Origin of the sequence: Pseudomonas nitroreducens, assembly GCF_024170165.1 — a bacterium.
In the GTDB taxonomy this organism is placed as follows: domain Bacteria; phylum Pseudomonadota; class Gammaproteobacteria; order Pseudomonadales; family Pseudomonadaceae; genus Pseudomonas; species Pseudomonas nitroreducens_C.
The window spans coordinates 196425-220783 of record NZ_JALJXP010000004.1 but is presented as its reverse complement, the minus strand read 5'-3'; the positions used below and the strand labels follow the sequence as shown (position 1 = coordinate 220783).

Below are 24359 nucleotides of genomic sequence, written 5' to 3'. Positions count from 1 at the left end.
TCTAACTCAAGCCCTGTACGGCGGCACTCAGCGACGGCGGCCGCTGATGCGGATCCAGCCATCACGCTCGGCGGTCGGGTCGAGGTCGAAGGCGTCGGCGTAGGCAGCGCGGACTTCCTCGGCCTGTTCGGCGAGGATGCCCGAGAGAGCCAGCAGGCCACCGGATTTCACCAGCCCGGTGAGCTGCTCTGCCAATGTGACCAGCGGGCCGGCCAGAATGTTCGCCACCAGGACGTCCGCCTGCGCCTTGGGCAGATCAGTGGGCAGGTAGACGGGGAATTTTGCCGGGTCGATGCCGTTGCGCGAGGCGTTGTCGCGCGAGGCTTCCAGCGCCTGCGGGTCGATGTCGGTGCCGACTGCCTGTTCGGCGCCCAGCAGCAGCGCGGCGATGGCGAGGATGCCCGAGCCGCAGCCGAAATCCAGCACGTTCTGGCCGGCCAGTTCCTGGCCGTCGAGCCATTCCAGGCACAGCGCGGTGGTCGGATGGGTGCCGGTGCCGAAGGCCAGGCCCGGGTCGAGCAGCAGGTTCACCGCTTCCGGCTCCGGGGCGTCGTGCCAGCTGGGGACGATCCACAGGCGGCGGCCGAAACGCATCGGCTTGAAGTTGTCCATCCAGCTGCGTTCCCAGTCCTGGTCCTCGATGCGCTCGATCTGGTGCTCCGGCAGCTCGCCGCCGGTGAGTAGGGTCAGGTGGGCGAGCAGCGAGGCTTCGTCGGTGTCCGCTTCGAACAGCGCGAGCAGGTGGGTGTGGCTCCACAGCGGGGTGGTGCCCAGGTCCGGCTCGAAGATCGGCTGGTCTTCGGCGTCCATGAAGGTCACGGAGACGGCGCCGACTTCCAGCAGCGCATCTTCATAGGTTTCCGCCTGATCCGGGGTGATGGCGAGTCGGACTTGAAGCCAGGGCATGGGGCGGTACCTCGATCGTGCCGGGATGGTGCTGGAAAAGACAACGGACCGCCTGGGCGGCCCGTCGATAAAGGCGGCAAGCTTACTGCACGGCACCTTGCCATGCCAGCGTGCAGGGGCCGCAAAGCACAAGGGCCGCCCGGAGGCAGCCCTTGTGGTGGAGCGAGGCGCAGCGCGGCAAGCTTAGTGCTTGTCCATGCCCAGCTTCTTCTCCAGGTAGTGGATGTTCACGCCACCCTTGCAGAACTCTTTATCGCGGACCAGCTCCTTGTGCAGCTCGGTGTTGGTCTTGATGCCATCGACGATCAGCTCGTCCAGCGCATTACGCATGCGCGCCATGGCTTCATCGCGGTCCTTGCCGTAGGTGATGATCTTGCCCACCAGCGAGTCGTAGTTCGGCGGTACGGCGTAGCCGCTGTACAGGTGCGAATCCACGCGCACGCCGTTGCCGCCCGGTGCGTGGAAGTGCTTCACCTTGCCGGGGCTGGGCATGAAGGTCTTCGGGTCTTCGGCGTTGATCCGGCATTCCAGCGCATGGCCACGGATGACCACGTCTTCCTGCTTGATCGACAGCTTGTTGCCCGCGGCGATGCTGAGCATCTCCTTGACGATATCGATACCGGTGACCATCTCCGACACCGGATGCTCCACCTGGACGCGGGTGTTCATCTCGATGAAGTAGAAGCGGCCGTTCTCGTAGAGGAACTCGAAGGTGCCGGCGCCACGGTAGCCGATTTCCACGCAGGCCTGGACGCAGCGGGCCAGCACTTCGGCGCGGGCCTTCTCGTCGATGCCCGGGGCTGGGGCTTCTTCCAGCACCTTCTGGTGACGACGCTGCAGGGAGCAGTCGCGGTCGCCCAGGTGGATGGCGTTGCCCTGACCGTCGGAGAGCACCTGGACCTCCACGTGACGCGGGTTGGTCAGGAACTTCTCCAGGTAGACCATCGAGTTGCCGAAGGCCGCGCCCGCTTCGGTGCGCGTCAGCTTGGCGGACTTGATCAGGTCTTCCTCGTGGTGCACGACGCGCATGCCGCGACCACCACCGCCACCGGCGGCCTTGATGATCACCGGGTAGCCCACCTCGCGGGCAATCGCCAGCGCGGTTTCTTCGTCTTCGGGCAGCGGGCCGTCGGAGCCCGGTACGGTCGGTACGCCGGACTTCTTCATGGCGTCCTTGGCGGACACCTTGTCACCCATCAGGCGGATGACGTCGGCACTCGGGCCGATGAAGGTGAAGCCCGAGCGCTCGACCTGCTCGGCGAAGTCGGCGTTCTCGGCGAGGAAGCCGTAGCCGGGGTGGATACCCACGGCGCCGGTGACCTCGGCGGCGGCGATGATCGCCGGAATGTGCAGGTAGGACTTCGCAGCGGGTGCCGGACCAATGCAGACCGCTTCGTCGGCCAGCGACAGGTGCATCAGCTCACGGTCGGCGGTCGAGTGCACGGCCACCGTCTTGATGCCCAGTTCCTTGCACGCGCGCAGGATGCGCAGTGCAATTTCGCCGCGGTTGGCGATCAGTACTTTTTCCAACATCGCAGGTTCCCCGCGGTTTAAACGATGGTGAACAGGGGCTGGTCGAATTCGACCGGCTGGCCGTTCTCCACGAGGATCTGACCGATCACACCGCTGGTCTCGGCCTCGATGTGGTTCATCATCTTCATCGCTTCGACGATGCAGAGGATGTCGCCTTTCTTCACGCTCTGGCCGACTTCGACGAAGTTGGCCGAGGTTGGCGAGGCAGCGCGGTAGAAGGTGCCGACCATCGGCGAGCGCACGGCGCCGGCGAGGTTCTGGGCAGCCGGGGCGGCTTCAGCGGCAGGGGCGGCGGCAGCGACCGGAGCGGCGGCGGGGGCCGGAGCCGGAGCGTAGGCCGGGGCGGCAGCGTAGATCGGCTGGGCGGCGGATTTGCTGTGACGGCTGATGCGTACGGACTCTTCGCCCTCTTTGATCTCCAGTTCGTCGATACCGGATTCTTCGAGCAGTTCGATCAGTTTCTTGACTTTACGGATGTCCATCAGTGTTCGCTCTCCCAGGTGAGGTCACGGGCGTTCAAGTTGTTCGAGGGCGGATTCCAGGGCCAGGCGATAGCCTGTGGCGCCCAGACCGCAGATCACCCCTACCGCCACGTCGGAGAAGTAGGAGTGATGCCGGAAAGGTTCACGTTTGTGCACGTTGGAGAGGTGCACTTCGATGAATGGGATGCTCACTGCGAGCAATGCGTCACGTAGAGCGACACTTGTATGCGTGAAAGCGGCCGGATTGATCAGGATGAAGTCGACGCCTTCGTGGCGCGCGGCGTGGATCCGGTCGATCAGTTCGTACTCGGCGTTGCTCTGCAGGTGCATCAGGTGGTGGCCGGCTTCGCGGGCGCGGCGCTCCAGGTCCTGGTTGATCTGCTCGAGGGTGACGGAGCCGTACTTGTCGGGCTCGCGGGTGCCCAGCAGGTTGAGGTTGGGCCCGTGCAGTACCAGTAAGGTCGCCATCTGGATGCTGTAGTCCTTGTTCTTGGCGGGAAAAGATAGGGCGGGACTATGCCGGAAAGCTGGCGTGACTGTCCAGTCATGCCGGTTTTGCCGTAGATGTCAGCATGTTGCCAGCCGATTACGGCAAAACCATTGCAATCAAACTGTGCTCAGGAGCGCGTTCCAGCCTGTTTCAGGCGGTCGGCGAGGGTGGCAGCGTCGGTCTCGCCGATGATGCGCAGGTCGCTCCATTCGTCGCCTTTTGCCGAGAAGAACAGCAGTGCGGGCGGGCCGAACAGGTTGTAGCGGTCGAGCAGGGCGCGCTGCTCCTCGGTGCTGGCGGTCATGTCGAAACGCAGCAGGACGAAGCCCGGCAGTTGCGACTGCACTTCCGGCGCCGGCAGCACCTGACGCTCGATGATCTTGCAGCTGATGCACCAGTCGGCGTACCAGTCCAGCAGCACCGGCCGCCCGGCGGCCTGGGCGCTGGCCAGGGCGGCGGCGAGTTGCGCCGGGCTGGTGATGTTCTGCCAGTCGCCGGGGGTGGAGGTCGGCGGGCCGGCATGCAGGCCGGGGGTGTTGCGGCCCAGCGGGTGCAGCGGGTCGGACTCGCCGCGCAGGGCGCCGGTCCAGGCGGCCACCGCGTACACCAGCAGCATCAGGCCGAGCAATTGGCCGAGTCGCTGCAGGGGTTTCTTCGGTCCCAGTTCGAGGGTGCCGATGGCCAGCGCGACGCCGCCGGCCAGGGTGCCCCAGAGGGTCAGCGAGACCGGGCCGGAGACGATGCGATCGAGCATCCAGATGGCCACGGCCAGCAGCATCACGCCGAAGACGTTGCGCACGCCGTTCATCCAGGCGCCGCTCTTGGGCAGCAGCGCGCCGCCGCCGACGGCGAAGATCACCAGCGGCGTGCCCATGCCCAGGCCCAGGGAGAACAGCAGCAGGCCGCCGCCCACTGCGTCGCCGGTGCTGCTGATGTAGAGCAGCAGGCCGGCCAGCGGGGCGGTGACGCAGGGCGACACCAGCAGGCTGGAGAGCACGCCCAGGGTCGCCGCGCCGGCGATGGAGCCGCCACGGGTGTTGTTCGCCATCTTGTCCAGGCGCTCGCGCACGAAGCGCGGCAGACGCAGTTCGAAGGCGCCGAACATGGCGATGGCGAAGATCACGAAGAAGGCCGCGAAGGGGATCAGTACCCAGGGTGACTGCAGCATCGCCTGCAGGTTGAGCCTGGCGCCGAACAGGCCCATCAGGGTGCCGAGCACCGCGTAGCAGGCGGCCATCGGCAGCACGTAGGCCAGCGACAGCGCCAGGCCGCGCATGCCGCCCGGACGACCGCGCAGCACGACCCCGGAGAGGATCGGCAGCATCGGCAGCACGCAGGGGGTGAAGGTCAGCGCCAGGCCCAGCAGGAAGAAGATCACCAGTGCGCGGCCGAGTTTCTTGATCTTGCCCGGCTCGTGATCGCCCAGCAGGCTGGCCAGCGAGTTGCTCGAGGCGGCGGACTTGGCGGCGGCGGAGGGCACGGGGCCGGTCACCACGCTGGCGGCCTGGCCGTCGGCGATCTGCAGGCGGGTGGTTTCCGGCGCGTAGCACAGGCCCTTGTCGGCGCAGCCCTGGTAGCTGACGACCAGGGTGAAGGGCTTGTGCTGCGGGTTCACCAGCGGTACGTCGATGTCGGTGATGGCGTAGTAGACCACCGTGTCGCCGAAGTAGTCGTCGTGATGCTGTTTGCCTGGCGGCAGCTTCACTTCGCCGACGCTCACGCCGCTGTCGGCGGGTTCGACCTTGAAGCTGAAACGGTGCTGGTAGAGGTAGTAGCCATCGGCATTGATGAAGCGCAGCTTCACCTGCTGGCTGTCGCTGTCCTCGACGCTGACGCGGAAGGCCTCGGCCACCGGCAGGAAATCGCCCTTGGCCGGTTGCCCGACGGCGAAGCCGCCCTTGTCGGCGGGTTTGTCGAACAGGCCGGCGGAGGCGGGCAGGGCGACCAGGAGCAGGAGCAGGGTGAGCAGGCGGCGCATGGACATCTCGCGGACTACAGGGTGGCGGGCATCATAGCGGAAAGCTTCCGGCGCGGCCCGAGGCGTTGCCGGATCAGCTGTCACAAGAAGTGATAGTCGCTGTGGGACTGTGCCTACGAGTCCTGGTTCCCGCTGCGCCGCTGCGTCAATCGGTCGCGTGCTGGCCGAAGGCCGCCAGCAGGTCGCTCACAAAGGCCTGCTCGGCATCGCCGGGATGGCGCCCGCGGTGGCGGGTCAGGCTGAAGGCGACGTCGAAGCCCAGCTCTCCGGGCAACAGTTCGCGCAACTGGCCGCGCTCGATCCACGGCTGGGCGACATGTTTGGGCAAGTAACCGATGTGCGCACCGGAAAGGATGAATGCCAGGCTGCCGTCCACCTGCTCGCAGCGCGCGCTGCTGCGGCTGGTCTGCAACGGCTCGTCGGCGGCGATGAAGCGGTAGGGATGCAGCACCTGGTCGGCGTCGGCCAGGGAGTCGCGGGTCGGTTTCTTTTCGCTGAAGACCGGGTGCCCGGCGCCGCAGTAGAGACCCTGGGGTTCGACGAAGAGGGTGTGATGCTCCAGCGCCGCCTGGGTGCCGGCGAAGTAGCCGACCGCCAGGTGCAGGCGGTCCTGGAGCAGCAAGCGCTCGAGCTCGGCGGGTGTGGCGGTGATCAATTCCAGATAGACCGCCTCGTTGCGCTGGCGGAAGCGGCGGATCGCTCCGGACAGTTGCGCCAGCACCTCCACATCTAGCCCCTCGGAAAGCCCGATGCGCACTTCGCCCAGCAGCTTGTCGGCGACACCGCGCGCCTCGTCGCGGAAACCCTCGATGGCGACGAACAGCCGTCGCGTCGACTGCAGCAGGTGTTCGCCCTTGGGCGTCAGGCGGAAGCCGCCCTTGCCGCGTTCGCACAGGCGGTAGCCCAGGCGCGTCTCCAGTTTGGCCATCTGGATGCTGATGCTCGGCTGGCTCAGCCCCAGCTCGCCCTGCGCGGCGCTGAAACCGCCGCACTCCACCACGGTGACGAACAGCCGCAGCAGTTGCAGGTCGAGGTCGCGCAATTGGCTGAGCATGGCCGTCTCCAAACATTGTCATGGCGAAATGCCAAAGTAATTAACTTTGTATTTTTACAAAGTAAAGCCCGCGCCATGCTCGCCCCATAACCACAACAACCTGAGGCGATGATCATGCGTGCGTTCTTCCGGGCTTCTCTCACGGTGCTGGCCGTGGCCCTGGCCATGCCCCTGCAGGCGCAGGAGCGGGTGCTCAACCTCTACAACTGGGCGGATTACGTCGGCGCCGATGCCCTGCAACGCTTCCAGAAGGAAACCGGCATCCGCGTCAAATACGACACCTTCGACAGCGCCGAGGTGCTCGACAGCAAGCTGTTGACCGGCCGCAGCGGCTACGACGTCGTCTTCCCCGCCAGCAGCGGGCTGGCCCGCGCCATCCAGGCCAAGGCCGTGCAACCGGTGGACGACACGCAATTGAAGAACTTCGCCAACCTCGACCCGGAGCTGCTGGCCAAGCTGGCCGCCATCGACCCCGGCAACCGCTTCGGCGTGCCCTACACCTGGGGCACCGTGGGCCTGGCGATCAACAGGAGCGAGGTGCTCAAGCGTATCCCCGACGCCCCGCTGGACAGCCTCGACCTGCTGTTCAAACCCGAGTACGCCAGTCGCCTGGCCGACTGCGGCATCTCGCTGATCGACTCGCCCCAGGAGGTCATCAGCGTCGCGCTCAACTACCTGGGCAAGTCGCCTTACAGCACCGAGGCGGCCGATCTCGCCCAGGTCCGCGATCTGCTGAAGACGCTGCAGCCCAACGTGCGCTACGTCGCCACCGGCAAGCACATCAACGACCTGGCCAACGGCACGCTGTGCCTCGCCCTGACCTACACCGGGGATGCGCTGATGGGCGCCGCCCAGGCCAAGCAGGCGAACAAGCCGTTCGAGGTGATCTACCGGATTCCGAAGGAAGGCACGCTGATCTGGTTCGACACCATGGCCATCCCGGTGGATGCCCCGCACCCGCAGGAAGCGCGAGCCTTCATCGACTTCATGCTGCGCCCGGACGCCATCGCCGAGCTGACCAACACCCTGTACTTCGCCAACGCCAACCTCAAGGCGGCACCGCTGCTGCATGCCGACGTGGCCAGCGATCCGGACATCTACCCGGCCCCGGCCATGCGCCAGAAGCTGTTTGGCGAGCAGTTGCTGACGCTCAAGCAGCAGCGCGAGCGCACTCGGCTGTGGTCAGCGTTCCGTACCCGAAGCTGAGCCCGAAACTCCCTGCAGGAGCGGGCCATGCCGGCGATCGCGCGCATGGGGCGCTCCTGCAGTCCATCACCGTGATCTACCGATAACGACAACGAGGAAGCCATGGATCTCGCCCAAGACAACGACCAGGCCATCACCCGCGACAGCCTTTACGGTACCGCTGCCGAATCCACCTACGCCGGCATCACCAGCTTCATGCGCCGCCGCTACAGCCGCGACCTGCGCGGCGTCGACCTGGTGGTCAGCGGTGTGCCCTTCGACACCGCCACCACCAACCGCCCGGGCAGCCGCTTCGGACCGCGGGCGATCCGCGCCGCCTCGGTGCAGATGGCCTGGGCCCGGCACTTCCCCTGGGAATTCGACCCCTTCGACCACCTGGCGGTGATCGACTACGGCGACTGCTCCTTCGACCACGGCGTGCCGCAGGAAACCCCGGAAGTCATCGAAGCCCACGCCGCTCGTATCCTCGATGCCGGCTGCGCGTTGCTGACCCTGGGCGGTGACCACTTCATCAGCTACCCGCTGCTCAAGGCCCATGCGAAGAAGCATGGCCCGCTGTCGCTGATCCACTTCGACGCCCACAGCGACACCTGGCCGGACGAAGACTGCCAGCGTATCGACCACGGCACCATGTTCTACCACGCTGCCCGCGAGGGGCTGGTCGACCCGGCGCGCTCGGTGCAGGTCGGCCTGCGTACCACCAACGATGACGTGATGGGCTTCCAGGTACTGGATGCCCGCGAGGTGCACCGCCATACACCGCAGGCGATTGCCGAACGCATCCGCGCACGGGTGGGCGACAACCCGGTGTACCTGACCTTCGACATCGACTGCCTCGACCCGGCTTTCGCACCGGGCACCGGTACGCCGGTCTGCGGCGGGCTGAGTTCGCATCAGGCGCTGGAAATCCTCCGTGCCCTGCGCGGCATCAACCTGGTGGGGATGGACGTGGTGGAAGTCGCGCCGCCTTATGACAGCGCCGAGATCACCGCCCTGGCCGGTGCGACTTTGGCGATGGAGATGGTTTGCCTGTACGCCGCGCGGCACAAGCTGGGCGAGCGCTGAGCCTGGGGTTTAAAGCCGACGTTACCCTGTAGGAGTGGGCCATGCCCGCGATCGCGCGCATGGCGCGCTCCTACAGGTTTGCTCCGTTATACGCGGAAGGCTCTGACGGCAGTGTGCAACGCACCGCCCAGTTCCTGCAGTTGCTCGCCCTGGCTGCGACCCTGGCCGATCAGGCGCAGGTTCTCGCCGCCCAGCTCGTGGATGCGCTCACTGTGCGAGCGGATCTCGCTGACCGCGCCGCTCTGCTGGGCGGAGCTCTCGGCGATGCGCTCGGCCATGCTGGCGATGGTGCGGATGGCGCCGACTACCTCGTCCAGCGCGCCCTCGGCGGCGCCGGCCTGGTTGGCGGTGACTTCCGCATGCTCGACCTGGCTGCGCATTGCTTCCACCGACTGCCGTGCAGCCTGCTGCAGGCGCGCGGTGAGCTGCTGGATTTCCTCGGTGGCGCCGGTGGTGCGCAGGGCCAGCGAGCGGACTTCCTCGGCGACCACGGCAAACCCGCGGCCCTGCTCGCCGGCCCGTGCGGCCTCGATGGCGGCGTTGAGCGCCAGCAGGTTGGTCTGGTCAGCGATGGAGCGGATCACCCCCAGCACGTTGCCGATGGTGGCCGACTCCTCGGCGAGGTTCTCGATGGCCTGGGCGTTGCTCTGCACTTCGTCGACCAGCGCGCGCATGCCGTTCAGGCTGTTGCCGATCACCTGCTGGCCCTGCTCGACGGCCATGCCGGCCGCGTGGCTGGCCGAGGCAGCCTGGCTGGCGTCGCCGGCCACCTGCTGGATCGCCGCTTCCATGTCGCCCAGCGCATCGCGGATTTCCCCGGTGTCGCTGGCCTGGCGTTCGGCGCCGGCGTGCAGGCCGCCGCTGAGTTCGGCCAGGGCGCGGCTGCTGCCGGCCACTTCCTCGGCGCGCTGGTGAATGGTGCCGACCAGGGTGCCGAGGAAGTCGCGCAGGCGGTTCAGTGATTCCTGCAGTTCCACCAGATCGCGGGTGCGGGTGGCCAGGGCAATGGGTTTGTTGAAATCGCCACGGGCCCAGGTGGACAGCGCCGGGACCAGTTGGCCGAGCACGCGCGCCAGCCGGCGTTGCAGCGTATCGATGAGCAGCGCGGTGGCGAGAATCAGGGCGATCAGCGCGCCCTGGATGACGCGCACCTGGGTCTGGATCTTCGAGCGCTCCTCGCGCACCTGCGGCTCCAGGGTCGCCAGGGCCTGCTGCACGGCGCCGAGGCGCTGGGCGGTGGCGTTGGCCAGTTCCTGGCGCTGGGTGATCAACTGGCGGGTGCGGTTGAGTTCGTCCGGGTAACGGCGCAGCACGCTGGCGAGGTCGCGCTTGAGCGTCACGCCACGGTCCTCGCTCTGCGCCTCGGCGGCCGGCTGGGAGTCCAGGCCCATCATGGCGGCGAAGTCGTCGGAGGCGGAGGCCTGTTGCTCCAGCACGCCGAGCAGCGGCAGGGCGTCGATGCGCTCGGCCAGCTGGCGCAGGGTTTCCAGTTCGCGCTGGATGTCCTCGGCCAGCGCCGGGTTGCCGCTCTCCACCAGCTTGGCGCGGGCGTGGGCCAGGCGCGTCAGGTGCAGGCCGGCCTGCAGCAGCGGCGTGCGGTATTCGGCGGCGGCGGAGTTCTGGCTGGCATCGGCGTAGGTGCCGAGCTGGTCCAGCGCGGCCAGCAGGTCACGCTCGGCCTGCAGCAGCAGTCCCTGCGGGTCGCCGGCCAGCTTGCCGGCGGCGAGCAGCTGGTTGCCGCTGAACTGGCGCAGTTCGTCGAGGCTCTGGCCGAGCAGCTGGCTGAGGCTGTCCGGCAGTTGCGGCAGCTCCTGGGCGAGTTCGTCCAGGCCCTGCTGGGCGGCCTTCTGCTTGAGTGCGTCGCCACTGGCGAGGTACGCCTGGATGTTCTGCGCGACCTTGCGCTCGAAGCCCTGGGAGAGTTCCAGGTAACGGTCCATCAGCGTGAACGGGCGCTCCAGGGCGCGTTGCGACCACCACAGGGTGGCGCCCAGCGCGAGGCAGACGAGCAGGAGCAGGAAGGTGTTGAGGTTGGTGAGCAGCTTGAGGCGCATGGCAGGTCTCGACCGACAGCGAAAAAACGGCGAGCCCTGAACCTATTGCAGTTTCGTTACTGGCTGATGACACGGTGCCAGCATTGTGTCGGAAAATGGCGCGGCAGAGCGCCGCGCCAGACCAGTGGCGGGTGTTACTTGTAGACCTCGACGCGGTTGCGGCCGCCGTGCTTGGCGGTGTACAGCGCCTCGTCGGCCTGTTTGGCGAGGGTCTTGATGTCCATCTCCTCGCCCAGCTCGGCGATGCCGCAGCTGAAGGTGCAGGACAGGTCATGGGGCTGCGCCGGGTAATGAATTTCGGCGAAGCGCTGGCGGATTTCCTCCAGCACCTTGTGCGCCGAGGCGGCATCGGTGTCCGGCAGCACCACGGCGAACTCCTCGCCACCGTAACGGCCGATGTGATCGGTCTTGCGCAGGCGCTGCTTGAGAAACAGCGCCAGGCTCTTGATCACCCGGTCGCCCATGGGGTGCCCGTAGGTGTCATTGACCCGCTTGAAGTGGTCGATGTCGAGCATCGCGAAGGTCAGCGGGCGCTCCTCGCGGCGCGCGCGGAAGCGGGCGTCGTCGAGCAGTTGCAGGGTGTGGGTGTGGTTGTACAGGCCGGTGAGGCTGTCGCGCACCATTCGCGCCTTCAGGCTGCGCGCGCGGGCGGCGCGGTTGCGTACGGTGGCGATCAGATGGCGCGGCTTGATCGGCTTGGTGAGGAAGTCGTCGCCGCCTTCGCTCATCGCGTCGAGCTGCTTGTCCAGGTCGTCCTCGGCGGACAGGTAGATGATCGGCACGCTGACGTAGCGCTCATGCTGGCGGATCACCTTGGCCAGCTCGGTGCCCAGGCACTCGGGCATGTACATGTCGAGGATGATCAGGTCCGGCTGGAACTCGGCCAGCTCGGCCATCACCGACAGCGGCGCGGTGAGCGCGCGGGTGACGATGCCGGCGCTGTTGAGGACCATCTCGGTGTGCGCGGCCTGGGCGCGGGAGTCGTCGACGATCAGTACGCGGAACGGCTCGTAATGCGCCACGCGGGTCAGCGTCTCGATCTTCTCCAGCAGGCCGGAGGCGTCCAGCGCGCCGCTGAAGAAGTCCTGGCCACCGGCGCGGGCAGCGGCCAGGCGGGTCGGGGTGTCGGTCTCTTCATGGCTGAAGAACAGCACCGGCAGCTTCTGCTTGAGGCCGGCCTGGGCTTCATCGGCCAGCGCCAGGCCCTGGCCGTTGGCGAAGTCGATTTCCATCACGATGGCCGCCGGGTGGCGGTCGGCCATGGCGGCGCGGAAGGCGTTGGCATGCTCGCAGGGCTGCGCGGCCATGCCGAAGAATTCCAGCTGCTGGGCCAGGCGCTCGGCGCGTTCCTGGTCCTGCAGGGCCAGGTAGACCGGCTTGCGCAGCGGCGGCAGGTTGGTCTGCTCGAACTGGTCGCCGTGGCGCAGGCCGGTACGCGACAGGCGCTGCATCAGGCGGTTCAGCTCGGTGATCAGCTCGCTGGAGAGGCGCCCGCGATTGTCCTGCACGGCGCGCAGGCACTGGTCGATGGCCTTGGCCAGGTCGGCGTGTTCGGCCTGTTCGAAGCGCTCGGCATAACGTTGCAGGCGCAGGCAGGCCTCGGCCAGCTCGGCCGTGCCGGCGCTGTTCCACTCCGAGCGTGACAGGCGCTGCCAGACTTCCAGCAGGTGACGGGCCTGGTGGATCACCCGCTGGGCGAAGTGGTGCTTGAGGCGGTCGAGGGATGGATCGTCGAGCTCGGTCATCGCGCGCTTCTTCATAGGGCCGTACCGTCGGCCAGCGGGGCGAACATGTTTCCGCCGTGATACACACTGATGGCCCTATGCTACCAATCCTTGATGGCAATAACAGTGCCTTCGGTCAAACATCCTGTGTTTGTGTCGCTTTGTAATTCACCGCATTACCGCGCACCATGCGCAGGGTAGGCTGCGCTGCCCTGCCGCCGTGCGGCATGCTTGCACCGATGGGCCTAAAATTCCGGCACCCTGGGGCCGGTTGCGGGTCCAAGCACTCTTCGAATTCGGGACATCAAGGAACTTGCCATGTGGAACTGGAAGAAACGCGGCTCCGTACGAGATCGCGTGAACGACTCGGTGGACGACGCGCGCGCCTACTTCGGCGGCCCCTGGCTGGGCCGCGTGCTCGGTGGTCTGCTGGGCGTCTATCTGGTGATCTGCGGCGCGATCGGCTGGTACTGGAGCCAGGAGCCGGACCTCTTCCCCGTACAGCAGAACGCCCAGGCCGCCGCCGAGCGCGCCGGCCGGCAGATGGTGGTGGGCTACACCACGGTGGAAACCCTCAAGGAAGTGGTCGCCACGCTGCTCGACAAGCCCGGCGGCTACCTGTCCAACGACATCTTCCCGCCGGGCGTCTGGCTGGACAACATGCCCAGCTGGGAATACGGCGCCCTGGTCCAGGTGCGCGACCTGTCCCGCGCGCTGCGCAAGGACTTCGCCCGCTCCCAGTCGCAGTCCACCGAGGACGCTGACCTGGCACGCGCCGAGCCGCGCTTCAACTTCGACAACAAGAGCTGGGCGCTGCCGTCCTCCGAATCGGAGTACGCCGAGGGCATCAAGTCCCTGGACCGCTACCTGGGCCGCCTCTCCGCCGATCCGGCCGGCGCGCAGTTCTATGCCCGCGCCGACAGCCTGAACAACTGGCTGGGTGACGTCTCCACCCGCCTGGGCTCGCTGTCCCAGCGCCTCTCGGCCAGCGTCGGCCGGGTCAAGCTGAACACTAACATCACGCCGATGCAGCCGGTCACCCCCGGCCAGGCGCCGGAAGTCGAGGAAGTGATCCAGGAAACCCCCTGGATGCAGATCGACAACGTGTTCTACGAAGCCCGCGGCCAGGCCTGGGCGCTGTCGCACATCCTGCGCGCCATCGAGGTGGACTTCGCCGACGTGCTGGCGAAGAAGAACGCCACCGTCAGCGTGCGCCAGATCATCCGCGAGCTGGAAGCCGCCGAGGCGCCGCTGTGGAGCCCGATGGTCCTCAACGGCAGCGGCTTCGGCGTGCTGGCCAACCACTCGCTGGTGATGGCCAACTACATTTCCCGCGCCAACGCCGCGATCATCGACCTGCGCCAGCTGCTGGCCCAGGGCTGATCCATGGCTGGCATCAGCGACAAGGAAGCCGCCCACCGGGCGGCTTCGGACGCCGAGAAGATCGCCTGGGTCGACGAAGACGACCAGTTGCTGGGCAGCCTGCCGCGCGCCGAACTGCGCGCGCGCGGGCTGATCGGCCGCGGCACCTTCATCCTGCTGTTCAACTCCGCCGGTGAGTTGTGCGTGCACCGCCGCACCTTGAGCAAGGCGGTCTATCCCGGCTACTGGGACCCGGCCGCCGGCGGCATGGTGCAGGCCGACGAGAGCTACGCCGAGTCCGCCGCCCGCGAGCTGGAAGAAGAACTGGGCATCGCCGGCGTCGAACTGCGCGCCCATGGCACCTTCTTCTTCGACCAGCCGGACAACCGGCTGTGGTGCGCGGTGTTCTCTGCCGTGTCCGATGCGCCGCTGACCTTGCAGCCCGAAGAGGTGCTGGAAGCGAAGTTCATCGATCCGCACCAGGCGCTGGCCGAGGCCAGGGCAGGCACGCCTTACTGCCCGGACTCGCTGGCGGCGCTGCGCAAGTACCTGGTCAGCTTCTGACGCTCCAGCCCGCTGCGGGTTGCTCTTCGTAGGGGCGAGCTTGCTCGCGAAAGGCTTCGCAGCGGGGCTGGTTCGCGAGCAAGCTCGCTCCTACAACAACCCTGCTGCGCTGGCATGTCGCCAAACCGCCGATCAATGACGCATTTTCGCTCTTAGCATTTGCCTTCAATGCTGCTAAATTGCGCGACCTTTCCGGCAGGGTCCTCCGCCGGGAATTGCGCAGCCCCTGCCTGAGTGGGGCGTCGCGGTCGGCGCCAGCCGGCCATTCGTTGACCTGGCCCGAAGAGGCCAATCCTGGGGAAACGCCCGGTGGTCAAGAAAGCATCCTCCCTGTCCGCCCTCGGCGGGCTCGTCTATTCCACTGATTCCGGCCGGCATTGCCCGGACTGCAATCAGCCCATTGGCGCGTGCATCTGCAAGCAGGCCGAGATTCCGGCCGGCGATGGCATCGCTCGCGTGCGTCGGGAAACCAAGGGCCGCGGTGGCAAGACCGTGACCACGGTGACCGGTGTGCCGCTGGCGGCTGAAGCGCTGAAGGACCTGGCCACCGCGCTGAAGAAGCGCTGCGGCACGGGTGGCGCGTTGAAGGACGGCATCATCGAGATCCAGGGCGACCACGTCGACCTGCTGCTCGAAGAGCTGACCAAACGCGGCCTCAAGGCGAAGAAATCCGGCGGCTGAGCCGTCTTCTGCCGTCTGTCTCAACGGACAGGCGACTCTCCCCTGTCGAGAACGGGTTCCAGGCCATGCGCGCCCCGTGCATGGCCGGCAAGCCCTTTCCCTAGATGGGAGATTTATCGGCGCGCCCTGGGCGTGTCGTCGGATTTTCCTAAACTTACCGCCAAGCCCGGCGGTCAACACGGCAACGTCACGCGGCCCGGCTAGGTTTACTGCACCAGGCCCTGACGACTCACCCGCACGCCGGGCGGGCGCCTGCACACATTCGCGCAATCTGAGGAGACCACCCCGCATGGCCGCTAGACGGACCCGCAAAGACGACGGCAGCAACTGGACCGTGGCAGACAGCCGCAGCATCTACGGAATTCGCCACTGGGGTGCTGGCTACTACGCCATCAACGACGCCGGTAACGTGGAAGTTCGCCCGCAGGGCGCCGATGCCCAGCCGATCGATCTGCATGCGCTGGTCGAGCAGCTGCGCGAGGCGGGCCTGTCGCTGCCGCTGCTGGTGCGCTTCCCGGACATCCTGCAGGACCGCGTACGCAAGCTCACCGGCGCCTTCGACGCGAACATTGCGCGACTGGAGTACACCAGCCGCTACACCGCGCTGTACCCGATCAAGGTGAACCAGCAGGAAGCGGTGGTGGAAAGCATCATCGCCACCCAGAACGTCTCCATCGGCCTGGAAGCCGGCTCCAAGCCCGAGCTGATGGCCGTACTGGCGCTGGCGCCCAAGGGCGGCACCATCGTCTGCAACGGCTACAAGGACCGCGAGTTCATCAAGCTGGCGCTGATGGGGCAGAAGCTCGGGCACAACGTGTTCATCGTGATCGAGAAGGAATCCGAGGTGCAGCTGGTGATCGAGGAGGCCGCCAACGTCGGCGTGCTGCCCCAGGTCGGCCTGCGCGTGCGCCTGTCCTCGCTGGCGTCCTCCAAGTGGGCGGACACCGGTGGCGAGAAGGCCAAGTTCGGCCTGTCCGCCGCGCAGCTGCTGTCGGTGGTCGAGCGCTTCCGCGACGCCGGCCTGGACCAGGGCGTGCGCCTGCTGCACTTCCACATGGGCTCGCAGATCGCGAACCTTGCCGACTACCAGCACGGCTTCAAGGAAGCCATCCGCTACTACGGCGAACTGCGCGCCCTCGGCCTGCCGGTGGACCACGTGGACGTCGGCGGCGGCCTGGGCGTGGACTACGACGGTACCCACTCGCGCAACGCCAGCTCGATCAACTACGACATCGACGACTACGCCGGTGTGGTGGTCGGCATGCTCAAGGAGTTCTGCGACGCGCAGGGCCTGCCGCATCCGCACATCTTCTCCGAGAGCGGCCGCGCGCTGACCGCGCACCACGCGGTGCTGATCACCCAGGTCACCGACGTCGAGCGCCACAACGACGAAGTGCCGAAGATCACCGACCTGGCCGAACAGCCGGAGATCGTCCAGTGGCTGGCCGACCTGCTCGGCCCGACCGATGCCGAAATGGTCACCGAGACCTACTGGCGCGCCACTCACTACATGAGCGACGCCGCCGCGCAGTACGCCGAGGGCAAGATCAGCCTGGCGCAGAAGGCCCTGGCCGAGCAGTGCTACTTCGCTATCTGCCGTCGCCTGCACAACCAGCTCAAGGCGCACCAGCGTTCGCACCGCCAGGTGCTCGACGAGTTGAACGACAAGCTGGCCGACAAGTACATCTGCAACTTCTCGGTGTTCCAGAGCCTGCCCGACACCTGGGCCATCGGCCAGGTGCTGCCGATCCTGCCGATTCACCGCCTGGGCGAGGAACCGACCCGCCGCGCGGTGCTGCAGGACCTGACCTGCGACTCCGACGGCAAGATCACCCAGTACGTCGACGAGCAGAGCATCGAGACCAGCATGCCGGTGCATGACGTGAAGGAAGGCGAGGACTACCTGATCGGCACCTTCCTGGTCGGCGCCTACCAGGAAATCCTCGGTGACATGCACAACCTGTTCGGCGACACCGACTCGGTGAACGTCTACCAGAACGCCGACGGCAGCTACTACCACGCCGGCATCGAGACCCACGACACCATCGAGGACATGCTGCGCTACGTGCACCTGTCGCCCGAGGAGCTGATGACCCACTACCGCGACAAGGTCGCCGGGGCCAAGCTCACCGCGCGCGAGCGTACCCAGTTCCTCGACGCGCTGCGCCTGGGGCTGACCCGTTCGGCGTACCTGTCGTCCTGATTGGCTGGTAGCTCGCGCAACTGAAAAGCCCCGCTTCGGCGGGGCTTTTTGCTCTTCGTAGGAGCGAGCTTGCTCGCGAACAGCTTCCGCAGCGGAGTCTGGTTCGCGAGCAAGCTCGCTCCTACAAAAGCGCTTGAGGCGGAGTTGAATTGCAGGAGCGCGCCATGCGCGCGATCGCGGGCATGGCCCGCTCCCGCAGGGGAACACGGGAGCTCAGACGTCGCGTAGTTCGAAGGACGGGAACAGCGTGTGCAGCTCCTGCCACAGATCGGGCGCGCCATGGGGCGCGGGTGTGGCAATCAGCTCAGGGTCGAGCTGCCGCCCGCTGCGTGCCAGCTGCACGACGAAGTTGTCCACACCCATTGCGCGCAGGCGCAAGGCCAATCGACGCAGGCGTTCCAGGTCGAACAACTGCCAGTGCACGGTGGTGCGGCACTCGTGGTCCACGGCGCTTTCCAGCAACAGCTCCAGGCTGCGCCAGTTGGCCAGGCCGCTGCGCTTCCGGCCGGTGATGGCGTCCATGTCCTCGGCCAGTCCCTTGACGTCGAAGCCGACCCAGTCGGCCTGGGCCAGCGCGCGGGCGAAGGCCTCCGGGCGGATGCCGGCGCTGTGCAGTCCGGCGCGGAATCCCATCTCGCGCACGCAGGCCATGGCCTCGGGCAAGGCGTTCTGCAGCGTTGCCTCGCCGCCGCTGAACACCACGGCCTGCAGCAGACCCTGGCGGCGTCGGAGGAAACCGAGAATGTCGTCCCAGTGGATCTCCGCTTCGCCACGCGCCGAAATCAGCTCCGGATTGTGGCAGTAGCGGCAGCGCCACGCGCAGCCCTGGCAGAACAGCACGCAGGCGAGCAGCCCGGGATAGTCGAGGGTGGTCAGGGGCACCAGGCCCCCGACCCTGAGCGTACGGCTCATCGCGTCTCGCGGAAGTGGCGGCGCTCGCGGTGCTCGGATTGCTTGCCGGCGTTGAACGCCGTCACCGGGCGGTGATAGCCCATCACGCGGGTCCATACCTCGCAGCGCTGGCGCTGGTTTTCGGGCAGTTGGTTGGCGGTCATCGTGGTGCTCCTTTTTTTGCGGGGATGAAAGTGAATGCGCTCAGTTGCCGCAGCAGCTGCTGGTTGCTGCTTTCTGCAGCGCGGCTTCGTCACACTTCGGGCAGAACTCGTGTTCGCCGGCGAGGTAGCCGTGCACCGGGCAGATGGAGAAGGTCGGCGTCACTGTCAGGTAGGGCAGGCGGAAGCGCCCGAGGGCAGTGCGCACCAGGGTCTTGCAGGCTTCGGCGCTGGAGATGCGCTCGGCCATGTACAGGTGCAGCACGGTGCCGCCGGTGTATTTGCACTGCAGGGCGTCCTGCAGTTCCAGCGCCTCGAACGGATCGTCGGTAAGGCCCACCGGCAGTTGCGAGGAGTTGGTGTAGTACGGCGCGTCCGCGGTACCGGCCTGGAGAATGTCCGGGTGGCGCTTCCGGTCCTCGCGGGCGAAGCGGTAGGTGGTGCCTTCGGCCGGCGTGGCTTCGAGGTTGTAGAGGTGCCCGCTGTCTTCCTGGAAGCGCACCAGCCGTGCCCGCACGTGGTCGAGCAGCTCCAGCGCCATCTGCCGGCCGACCTCGGTGTGCAGGCCTTCGCGGTCGTCGGTGAAGTTGCGCAGCATCTCGTGCAGGCCGTTCACGCCGATGGTGGAGAAGTGGTTGCGCAGGGTGCCCAGATAGCGCTTGGTGTAGGGGTAGAGCCCGGCGTCCATGTGCTGCTGGATGACCTTGCGCTTGACCTCCAGGCTGTCGAAGGCCAGCTCCAGCAGGTAGTCGAGCTGGGCGTAGAGGGCGGCGGCGTCGCCGCGATGGCGGTAGCCCAGGCGCGCGCAGTTGATCGTCACCACGCCCAGCGAACCGGTCTGCTCCGCCGAGCCGAACAGGCCGTTGCCGCGCTTGAGCAATTCGCGCACGTCCAGTTGCAGGCGGCAGCACATGGAGCGCACCTGGTTGGGCTGCATGTCCGAGTTGAGGAAGTTCTGGAAGTACGGCAGTCCGTAGCGCGCGGTCATCTCGAAGAGGCGCGTGGCGTTGTCGCTGTCCCAGGGAAAATCATGGGTGATGTTGTAGGTCGGGATCGGGAAGGTGAATACCCGGCCGTGGGCGTCGCCGGCCTGCATCACCTCGATGTAGGCACGGTTGATCAGGTCCATCTCGGCCTGCAGCTCGCCATAGGCGAAGGGCATCTCCACGCCGCCGACGTAGGGAATCTGCTCGCGCAGGTCTTCCGGGCAGACCCAGTCGAAGGTCAGGTTGGTGAAGGGCGTCTGGGTGCCCCAGCGCGAGGGCACGTTGAGGTTGTAGATGAACTCCTGCAGCGCCTGGCGCACCTGTTGATAACTCAGCCCGTCGTTGCGCACGTAAGGTGCGAGGTAGGTGTCGAAGGAGCTGAAGGCCTGGGCGCCGGCCCACTCGTTCTGCAGGGTGCCGAGGAAGTTGACCATCTGCCCCAGCGCGCTGGAGAGGTGCTTGGGCGGCCCGGCCTCGACCCGCCCCGGCACGCCGTTCAGCCCTTCGCTGAGCAGGGTGCGCAGCGACCAGCCGGCGCAGTAGCCGGCGAGCATGTCGAGGTCGTGGATGTGCAGGTCGGCCGCGCGGTGGGCGACGGCGATGCCTTCGCTGTACACCTCGTCCAGCCAGTAGTTGGCGGTGACCTTGCCGGACACGTTGAGGATCAGCCCGCCCAGGGAGTAGCCCTGGTTGGCGTTGGCGCGCACCCGCCAGTCTTCCCGCGACAGGTATTCGTTCATCGAGGCGGCAACGTCCACCAGGGTCTTGCGCTCGCGGCGCAGGCGGCCGTGGCGTTCGCGGTAGACGATGTAGGCGCGTGCGGTGGGGTAGTGGCCGGCCTCCATCAGGGCACGCTCGACCACGTCCTGCACCTGCTCCACGTCGAGGTCGTTCTGCGCCGGCAGGCGCGCCAGCACGCGACGGGTCAGCTCCTGCGCATGGGGAGCGGTGAACTCGCCGCTGGCCTCGCCGGCGGCGGCGATGGCACGTTCGATCTTGCTCGGGTCGAAGGGAGCGGCGGTGCCATTGCGCTTGCGCAGGCTGGCGGGCAGGGGGGCGGTCCGTGTCAGGGGCATTGGCTGGATTCCACAACATGCTGTGTCTCGATTTATTCAAGACAACAAGATGTTGTGGGAATCTAACGGCATTGCCCGTAGGAAAATTGACCTCGGTCAACGTCGAGCGTCAGTCAATTTTTGCCATCGGAGGTATTGACCGGCACACGCCCCGGAATCAGCCGAGCAGGGGCTCCAGCCGCTCTGCCAGGCGCCCGGCGAGCTGCTGGTCGGTGACGTTGGTGAAGCTCATGATCAGCGCCGGCTCGCGTCGGGCCGCCACGCACCAGGCATTCAGCGCCTGCAGGCCGAGGCCCTCGGCATGGGCGCGGCGGGCGACGGCAAGGTCGTCCCGGTCCAGCGCGCCGATCAGGTGCAGGCCGCCGGGCGTGTCGGCAAAACGCAGGCGCTCGCCGAGGCGCTCTTCCAGCGCGCAGCGCAGCCACTGGCGGCGCTGGGCATAGAGCGTGCGGGTACGTTTGAGGTGGCGGGCGAAGTGGCCCTCCTGCATGAAGTCGCACAGGGTGGCCTGCAGCAATTCCGCGCAGCCGGAGGAGAACACCTGCTGGGCGCGCACGAAGTCCTCCACCCACTGCGCCGGCACGACCAGATAGCCCAGGCGCAGGGCAGGGTAGAGCACCTTGCTGAAGGTGCCGGTGTAGAGCACGTGGCCAGCGCGGTCGAGGCTTTTCAGCGCCGGCAGCGGGAAGCCGGCGTAGCGGTACTCGCTGTCATAATCGTCCTCGACTATCCAGGCGCCGCTGCTGGCCGCCCAGTCCAGCAGGGCCAGGCGGCGCGGCAGGCTGAGGGCGACGCCGGTGGGGCTTTGCTGCGACGGCGTGACCAGCGCGAAGCGCGCGTCCGGCGCGCGGGCGATGCCGTCCTCCACGCGCAGGCCATCGGTGTCCACCGCGACCGGCACCGGCACACCGCCGGCCCGACGCAGCAGTTCGCGGCCGCGCGGGTAGCCGGGGTCTTCATGCCAGAAGCGCTGGCCGGGTTCGAGCAGGGTGCGGCTGATCAGGTCCAGTGCGCCCTGGTAACCCGCGCAGATGAACACCTGCTCCGGGGCACAGACGATGCCGCGGGAAACCCCCAGGTAGCCGGCGACGGCCTCGCGCAGCGGCCCGTAGCCGCAGGGCTCCGGGTAGGCCAGCATGGATGCGCTCTGCTGGCGCAGCCGACGCGCGCACAGGCGCGCCCAGAGTGCGCGGGGGAAGGCGTCCAGCGCCGGCACGCCGAGCTGGAATGGCCGCAGGGTCGGTCCGTGGGCGATCAGGCCGGGCAAGGCGCGCTCCACCGTCGCCGGGTCGACCCGCACCGCCGGTGCGGGGCGGGTGCGTCCGGCCAGTTGCGGTGAGACCACGGTGCCCGCCGGCCCGCGCGCCAACAGGTAGCCCTCGCTGGTCAGCAACTGGTAGGCCAGCTCCACCGTGCCGCGCGCCACGCCCAGTTCGCCGGCCAGGCCGCGCACCGGCGGCACGCGCTCGCCGGGGCGCAGCGCACCGCGGGTGATGGCATCGCGGATGCGCTCGTAGAGCTGGCGGTAGATCGGCAGCTCATGGCTCGGATCCAGCGGTTGGCGGAGCGAATCGAAGGGCACGGTCATGGCCTATCCGGGGCGGTGAATGATCCGGAAGTCGACTATGCCATGACCGGTATCAAGGCGTCCCGGCGACCGCGATGCAGGATCAGCGTCTAGGCTTGCAGGCAGTGTTGAAAAGCCGGCGCCGCGGCTCCATCTGTTGTCGCAGAAGCCCGTTTTTCCACCTGTTCGCCTCGCCGTGCGCGCAGCGGCTCCGGCTGCCCGCGTAAATCCCCCGTGTCCCAGGCACCGACAGGTCCAACGCATGTGAGGAGTGACCGCTACCGATGGAATTCAAGGATTATTACGCCGCGCTCGGGGTCGAACCCGAGGCCGACGAGAAGGCGATCAAGACCGCCTACCGCAAGCTCGCGCGCAAGTACCACCCGGACGTCAGCAAGGAACCGGACGCCGAGACGCACTTCAAGGAAGTCTCCGAGGCCTACGAAGTGCTGAAGAGCCCGGAGAAGCGCGCCGAGTACGATGAGCTGCGCAAGTACGGCGCGCAGGGGCCGCAGTTCGAGGCGCCACCCGGCTGGCAGCCGCGCGGTGGTTTCGACGGCCCATCGCCGGGGCACGAGCAGGACTTCAGCGACTTCTTCGAACAGATCTTCGGCGCACGCACCGGCGGCTCCCACGGCGGCTTCGGCGGTGCGCGCCAGCCGCAGGCCCACCGTGGCCAGGACGTGGAGATGGAAGTCCCGCTGTTCCTCGAGGAAACCCTTTCCGGCGACAGCCGACCGATCAGCTTCAGCCTGCCCAGCTTTGATGAGTACGGCCGCAAGCTGCCGCCGCAGAACAAGACGCTGAACGTGAAGATCCCGGTGGGTACCGCCGATGGCGAACGCATCCGCCTCAAGGGGCAGGGCGCCCCGGGAATCAACGGCGGGCCGGCAGGCGACCTGTACCTGGCGATCCGCCTGGTGCCGCACCCGGTGTTCGACGTCGACGGCCGCGACCTCATCGTCACCGTGCCGGTGGCGCCGTGGGAAGCGGCGCTTGGCGCCAAGGTGGAAGTGCCCACCCTGGGCGGGCGGATCAACCTCGGCATCCCGGCCAGCAGCCAGGCCGGCCAGCGCCTGCGCATCAAGGGCAAGGGCCTGCCGAACAAGGGCGGGGCCGCCGCCGGCGATCTTTATGCGGTGCTCAAGGTGGTGATGCCGAAGACGGCGGACGAAGCGACCCGCAAACTCTGGGAAGAACTGGCTGCCAAGGCGGCCTTCGACCCCCGTGCCGATTGGGGTAAAAGCGCATGACGACGACTGTGATGGTGGTGGACCTCGACGAGCTCTGCCAGTCGGTGAACCTCCCCCGCGACGTGCTCGTCGAGATCGTCGAGGTGGGTATCGTGGAGCCCCGCGAACAGCGCGCCGGGCATTGGGTCTTCGATTACCAGGCGGTCAGCGTGGTGCGCCGCGCCGTGCGCCTGCGCCGCGAGTTCGAGCTGGACTGGCCGGGCATCGCCCTGGCGTTGCGCCTGCTGGACGAAGTGGACGAGCTGCGCGCGGAGAACCGCTATCTGCGCCAGCGCCTGGCGCGCCTGCTGGAGGACTGACTTACTGGGCAGTGGCGGCCGCGCTGGTGGCATCCAGAGGGACGAACTGGAACAGCCCGAGCAGCGGCGCGGCAAGCAGGCCCTGCACGTAGTTGATCCCGCTGCGCCGCAGGCTCTCGTGGGTCATCTGCGCCAGCAACTCCAGCCGGCCGATCATGCGGCCGAACTCGCGCTCGAAGGACAGGTTGCGTCCGTTGGCGCTGAGCTCGTTGGACAGCAGCAGCGGCTGCCCCTGCTCGTCGGTGCGGCTGGCCAGCAACCAGGCCGCCACCTCGATGTTCCAGGCTGCGTTGGCGGTCATCTGCGCGTTCAGCCCGCTGAGCAGGTGCTGGGTGTCGGTGCCGCCATACAGTTCGTAGAGCATGCTGCCGAGCCCGTAGATCAGCGTGCCGGCGCGGTCGCCCTGGAAGTCCGCGTCGAAGGCCAGGGGCAGGGCGGCCACCGATGTCCTGCCGCCCAGGCCGGGCAGCGGCTGTTGCTTGCGGATGGCGTCCATCACCTGCCGGTGGGCTGCTTCGCGTGAGGCGGCGCCGGTTTTCTTCCATTCCCGGGGATTGCGCTTGTAGAGCTTGTCGAGCAGCAGCGCCAGGCTGTCGAGGTTGTCGCGCATGGCCAGGTTGGCGGCGCGGTTGGCGTCGTTCTGCAGTATCTGCCCGGAGCTGAAGTCCATCCCGTCGACGTCCTTCTTCACCGGCGGCGAAGTGCAACCGGCGAGCAGGGCATAGGCAAGGAAGCAAAACAGGAGGTGGCGCAGCATCGACGGTACGGGCGCGGGAAACGGGCCTGAACCTTGGCCTGGACAGGGGCGTGGAGCCAGCCGCAAC

General features: G+C 67.2%; 21 protein-coding genes. 8 read left to right on the top strand and 13 right to left on the bottom strand.

Annotated features, from left to right (window positions below; translation table 11 throughout):
- Positions 1-27: 27 nt before the first annotated feature.
- From prmA to J2T47_RS10365, 6 genes are all read right to left on the bottom strand, one after another.
- Positions 28-906 (bottom strand): 50S ribosomal protein L11 methyltransferase, encoded by an 879-nt coding sequence (gene prmA / locus J2T47_RS10390; RefSeq protein ID WP_253445656.1) that lies wholly within the window; start codon positions 904-906, stop codon positions 28-30.
- A 183-nt stretch (positions 907-1089) separates the two neighbouring features.
- Entirely contained in the window at positions 1090-2439 is a 1350-nt protein-coding gene (gene accC, locus J2T47_RS10385) for an acetyl-CoA carboxylase biotin carboxylase subunit (RefSeq protein ID WP_253445654.1), read from the bottom strand.
- 17 nt (positions 2440-2456) lie between these two features.
- Entirely contained in the window at positions 2457-2921 is a 465-nt protein-coding gene (gene accB, locus J2T47_RS10380; RefSeq protein WP_253445652.1) for an acetyl-CoA carboxylase biotin carboxyl carrier protein, read from the bottom strand.
- A gap of 24 nt (positions 2922-2945) precedes the next feature.
- On the bottom strand, positions 2946-3389 hold the full coding sequence (gene aroQ, locus J2T47_RS10375; RefSeq protein ID WP_138214110.1) for a type II 3-dehydroquinate dehydratase: 444 nt from the start codon (positions 3387-3389) through the stop codon (positions 2946-2948).
- Between the two features lie 149 nt (positions 3390-3538).
- Positions 3539-5389: a protein-disulfide reductase DsbD gene (locus J2T47_RS10370; RefSeq protein ID WP_253445650.1), complete on the bottom strand. Its 1851-nt coding sequence runs from the start codon at positions 5387-5389 to the stop codon at positions 3539-3541.
- Positions 5390-5534: 145 nt separating this feature from the next.
- Positions 5535-6443 carry a LysR family transcriptional regulator gene (locus J2T47_RS10365; protein ID WP_253445647.1) on the bottom strand — a complete coding sequence of 303 codons (909 nt, stop codon included), beginning with the start codon at positions 6441-6443 and terminating at the stop codon, positions 5535-5537.
- Positions 6444-6557: 114 nt separating this feature from the next.
- Here J2T47_RS10365 and J2T47_RS10360 point away from each other — a divergent pair, with 114 nt between their 5' ends.
- Together J2T47_RS10360 and speB are read left to right on the top strand one after the other, a co-directional pair.
- The gene (locus J2T47_RS10360) at positions 6558-7649 is read left to right on the top strand and encodes a polyamine ABC transporter substrate-binding protein (RefSeq protein ID WP_437180969.1); all 1092 of its coding nucleotides are present in this window, start codon (positions 6558-6560) and stop codon (positions 7647-7649) included.
- A 102-nt stretch (positions 7650-7751) separates the two neighbouring features.
- On the top strand, positions 7752-8714 hold the full coding sequence (gene speB / locus J2T47_RS10355) for an agmatinase (protein ID WP_253445641.1): 963 nt from the start codon (positions 7752-7754) through the stop codon (positions 8712-8714).
- Positions 8715-8800: 86 nt separating this feature from the next.
- Here speB and J2T47_RS29450 read toward each other — a convergent pair whose 3' ends face one another.
- Together J2T47_RS29450 and J2T47_RS10345 are read right to left on the bottom strand one after the other, a co-directional pair.
- Positions 8801-9388, bottom strand: coding sequence for a methyl-accepting chemotaxis protein (locus J2T47_RS29450; protein WP_437180973.1), 588 nt, complete (start codon positions 9386-9388; stop codon positions 8801-8803).
- A gap of 1514 nt (positions 9389-10902) precedes the next feature.
- Entirely contained in the window at positions 10903-12513 is a 1611-nt protein-coding gene (locus tag J2T47_RS10345; protein WP_253445635.1) for a GGDEF domain-containing response regulator, read from the bottom strand.
- Positions 12514-12810: 297 nt separating this feature from the next.
- Here J2T47_RS10345 and J2T47_RS10340 point away from each other — a divergent pair, with 297 nt between their 5' ends.
- The 4 genes from J2T47_RS10340 (at position 12811) to speA (ending at position 17302) form a co-directional block, all read left to right on the top strand.
- A complete protein-coding gene (locus tag J2T47_RS10340) occupies positions 12811-13875 on the top strand; it encodes a DUF2333 family protein (RefSeq protein WP_253445632.1) in 1065 nt (354 codons plus the stop codon).
- 3 nt (positions 13876-13878) lie between these two features.
- Positions 13879-14418 (top strand): NUDIX hydrolase, encoded by a 540-nt coding sequence (locus tag J2T47_RS10335; RefSeq protein ID WP_253445629.1) that lies wholly within the window; start codon positions 13879-13881, stop codon positions 14416-14418.
- A gap of 309 nt (positions 14419-14727) precedes the next feature.
- Entirely contained in the window at positions 14728-15099 is a 372-nt protein-coding gene (locus J2T47_RS10330; protein ID WP_253445626.1) for a translation initiation factor Sui1, read from the top strand.
- 289 nt (positions 15100-15388) lie between these two features.
- The gene (gene speA / locus J2T47_RS10325; protein WP_253445623.1) at positions 15389-17302 is read left to right on the top strand and encodes an arginine decarboxylase; all 1914 of its coding nucleotides are present in this window, start codon (positions 15389-15391) and stop codon (positions 17300-17302) included.
- 213 nt (positions 17303-17515) lie between these two features.
- Here speA and J2T47_RS10320 read toward each other — a convergent pair whose 3' ends face one another.
- From J2T47_RS10320 to J2T47_RS10305, 4 genes are all read right to left on the bottom strand, one after another.
- Complete coding sequence (locus J2T47_RS10320) at positions 17516-18214, bottom strand: anaerobic ribonucleoside-triphosphate reductase activating protein (protein ID WP_253445620.1); 699 nt, start codon at positions 18212-18214, stop codon at positions 17516-17518.
- Positions 18211-18450, bottom strand: a complete 240-nt coding sequence (nrdD, locus tag J2T47_RS29445; protein ID WP_437180968.1) for an anaerobic ribonucleoside-triphosphate reductase — start codon at positions 18448-18450, stop codon at positions 18211-18213. Before nrdD ends, J2T47_RS10320 begins: the two co-directional genes overlap by 4 nt.
- On the bottom strand, positions 18398-20416 hold the full coding sequence (locus J2T47_RS10310) for a ribonucleoside triphosphate reductase (RefSeq protein ID WP_253445613.1): 2019 nt from the start codon (positions 20414-20416) through the stop codon (positions 18398-18400). The genes nrdD and J2T47_RS10310 overlap by 53 nt, the downstream gene beginning before the upstream one ends.
- Positions 20417-20573: 157 nt before the next feature.
- Positions 20574-22004, bottom strand: coding sequence for a PLP-dependent aminotransferase family protein (locus J2T47_RS10305; RefSeq protein WP_253445608.1), 1431 nt, complete (start codon positions 22002-22004; stop codon positions 20574-20576).
- Positions 22005-22267: 263 nt separating this feature from the next.
- Here J2T47_RS10305 and cbpA point away from each other — a divergent pair, with 263 nt between their 5' ends.
- The gene (gene cbpA / locus J2T47_RS10300; RefSeq protein ID WP_253445604.1) at positions 22268-23236 is read left to right on the top strand and encodes a curved DNA-binding protein; all 969 of its coding nucleotides are present in this window, start codon (positions 22268-22270) and stop codon (positions 23234-23236) included.
- Positions 23233-23535: a chaperone modulator CbpM gene (locus J2T47_RS10295; protein ID WP_225594885.1), complete on the top strand. Its 303-nt coding sequence runs from the start codon at positions 23233-23235 to the stop codon at positions 23533-23535. Before cbpA ends, J2T47_RS10295 begins: the two co-directional genes overlap by 4 nt.
- A gap of 1 nt (position 23536) precedes the next feature.
- Here the strand turns inward: J2T47_RS10295 and J2T47_RS10290 are convergent, their stop codons facing one another.
- Positions 23537-24292, bottom strand: a complete 756-nt coding sequence (locus J2T47_RS10290; RefSeq protein WP_253445601.1) for a hypothetical protein — start codon at positions 24290-24292, stop codon at positions 23537-23539.
- Between the last annotated feature and the right edge of the window lie 67 nt (positions 24293-24359).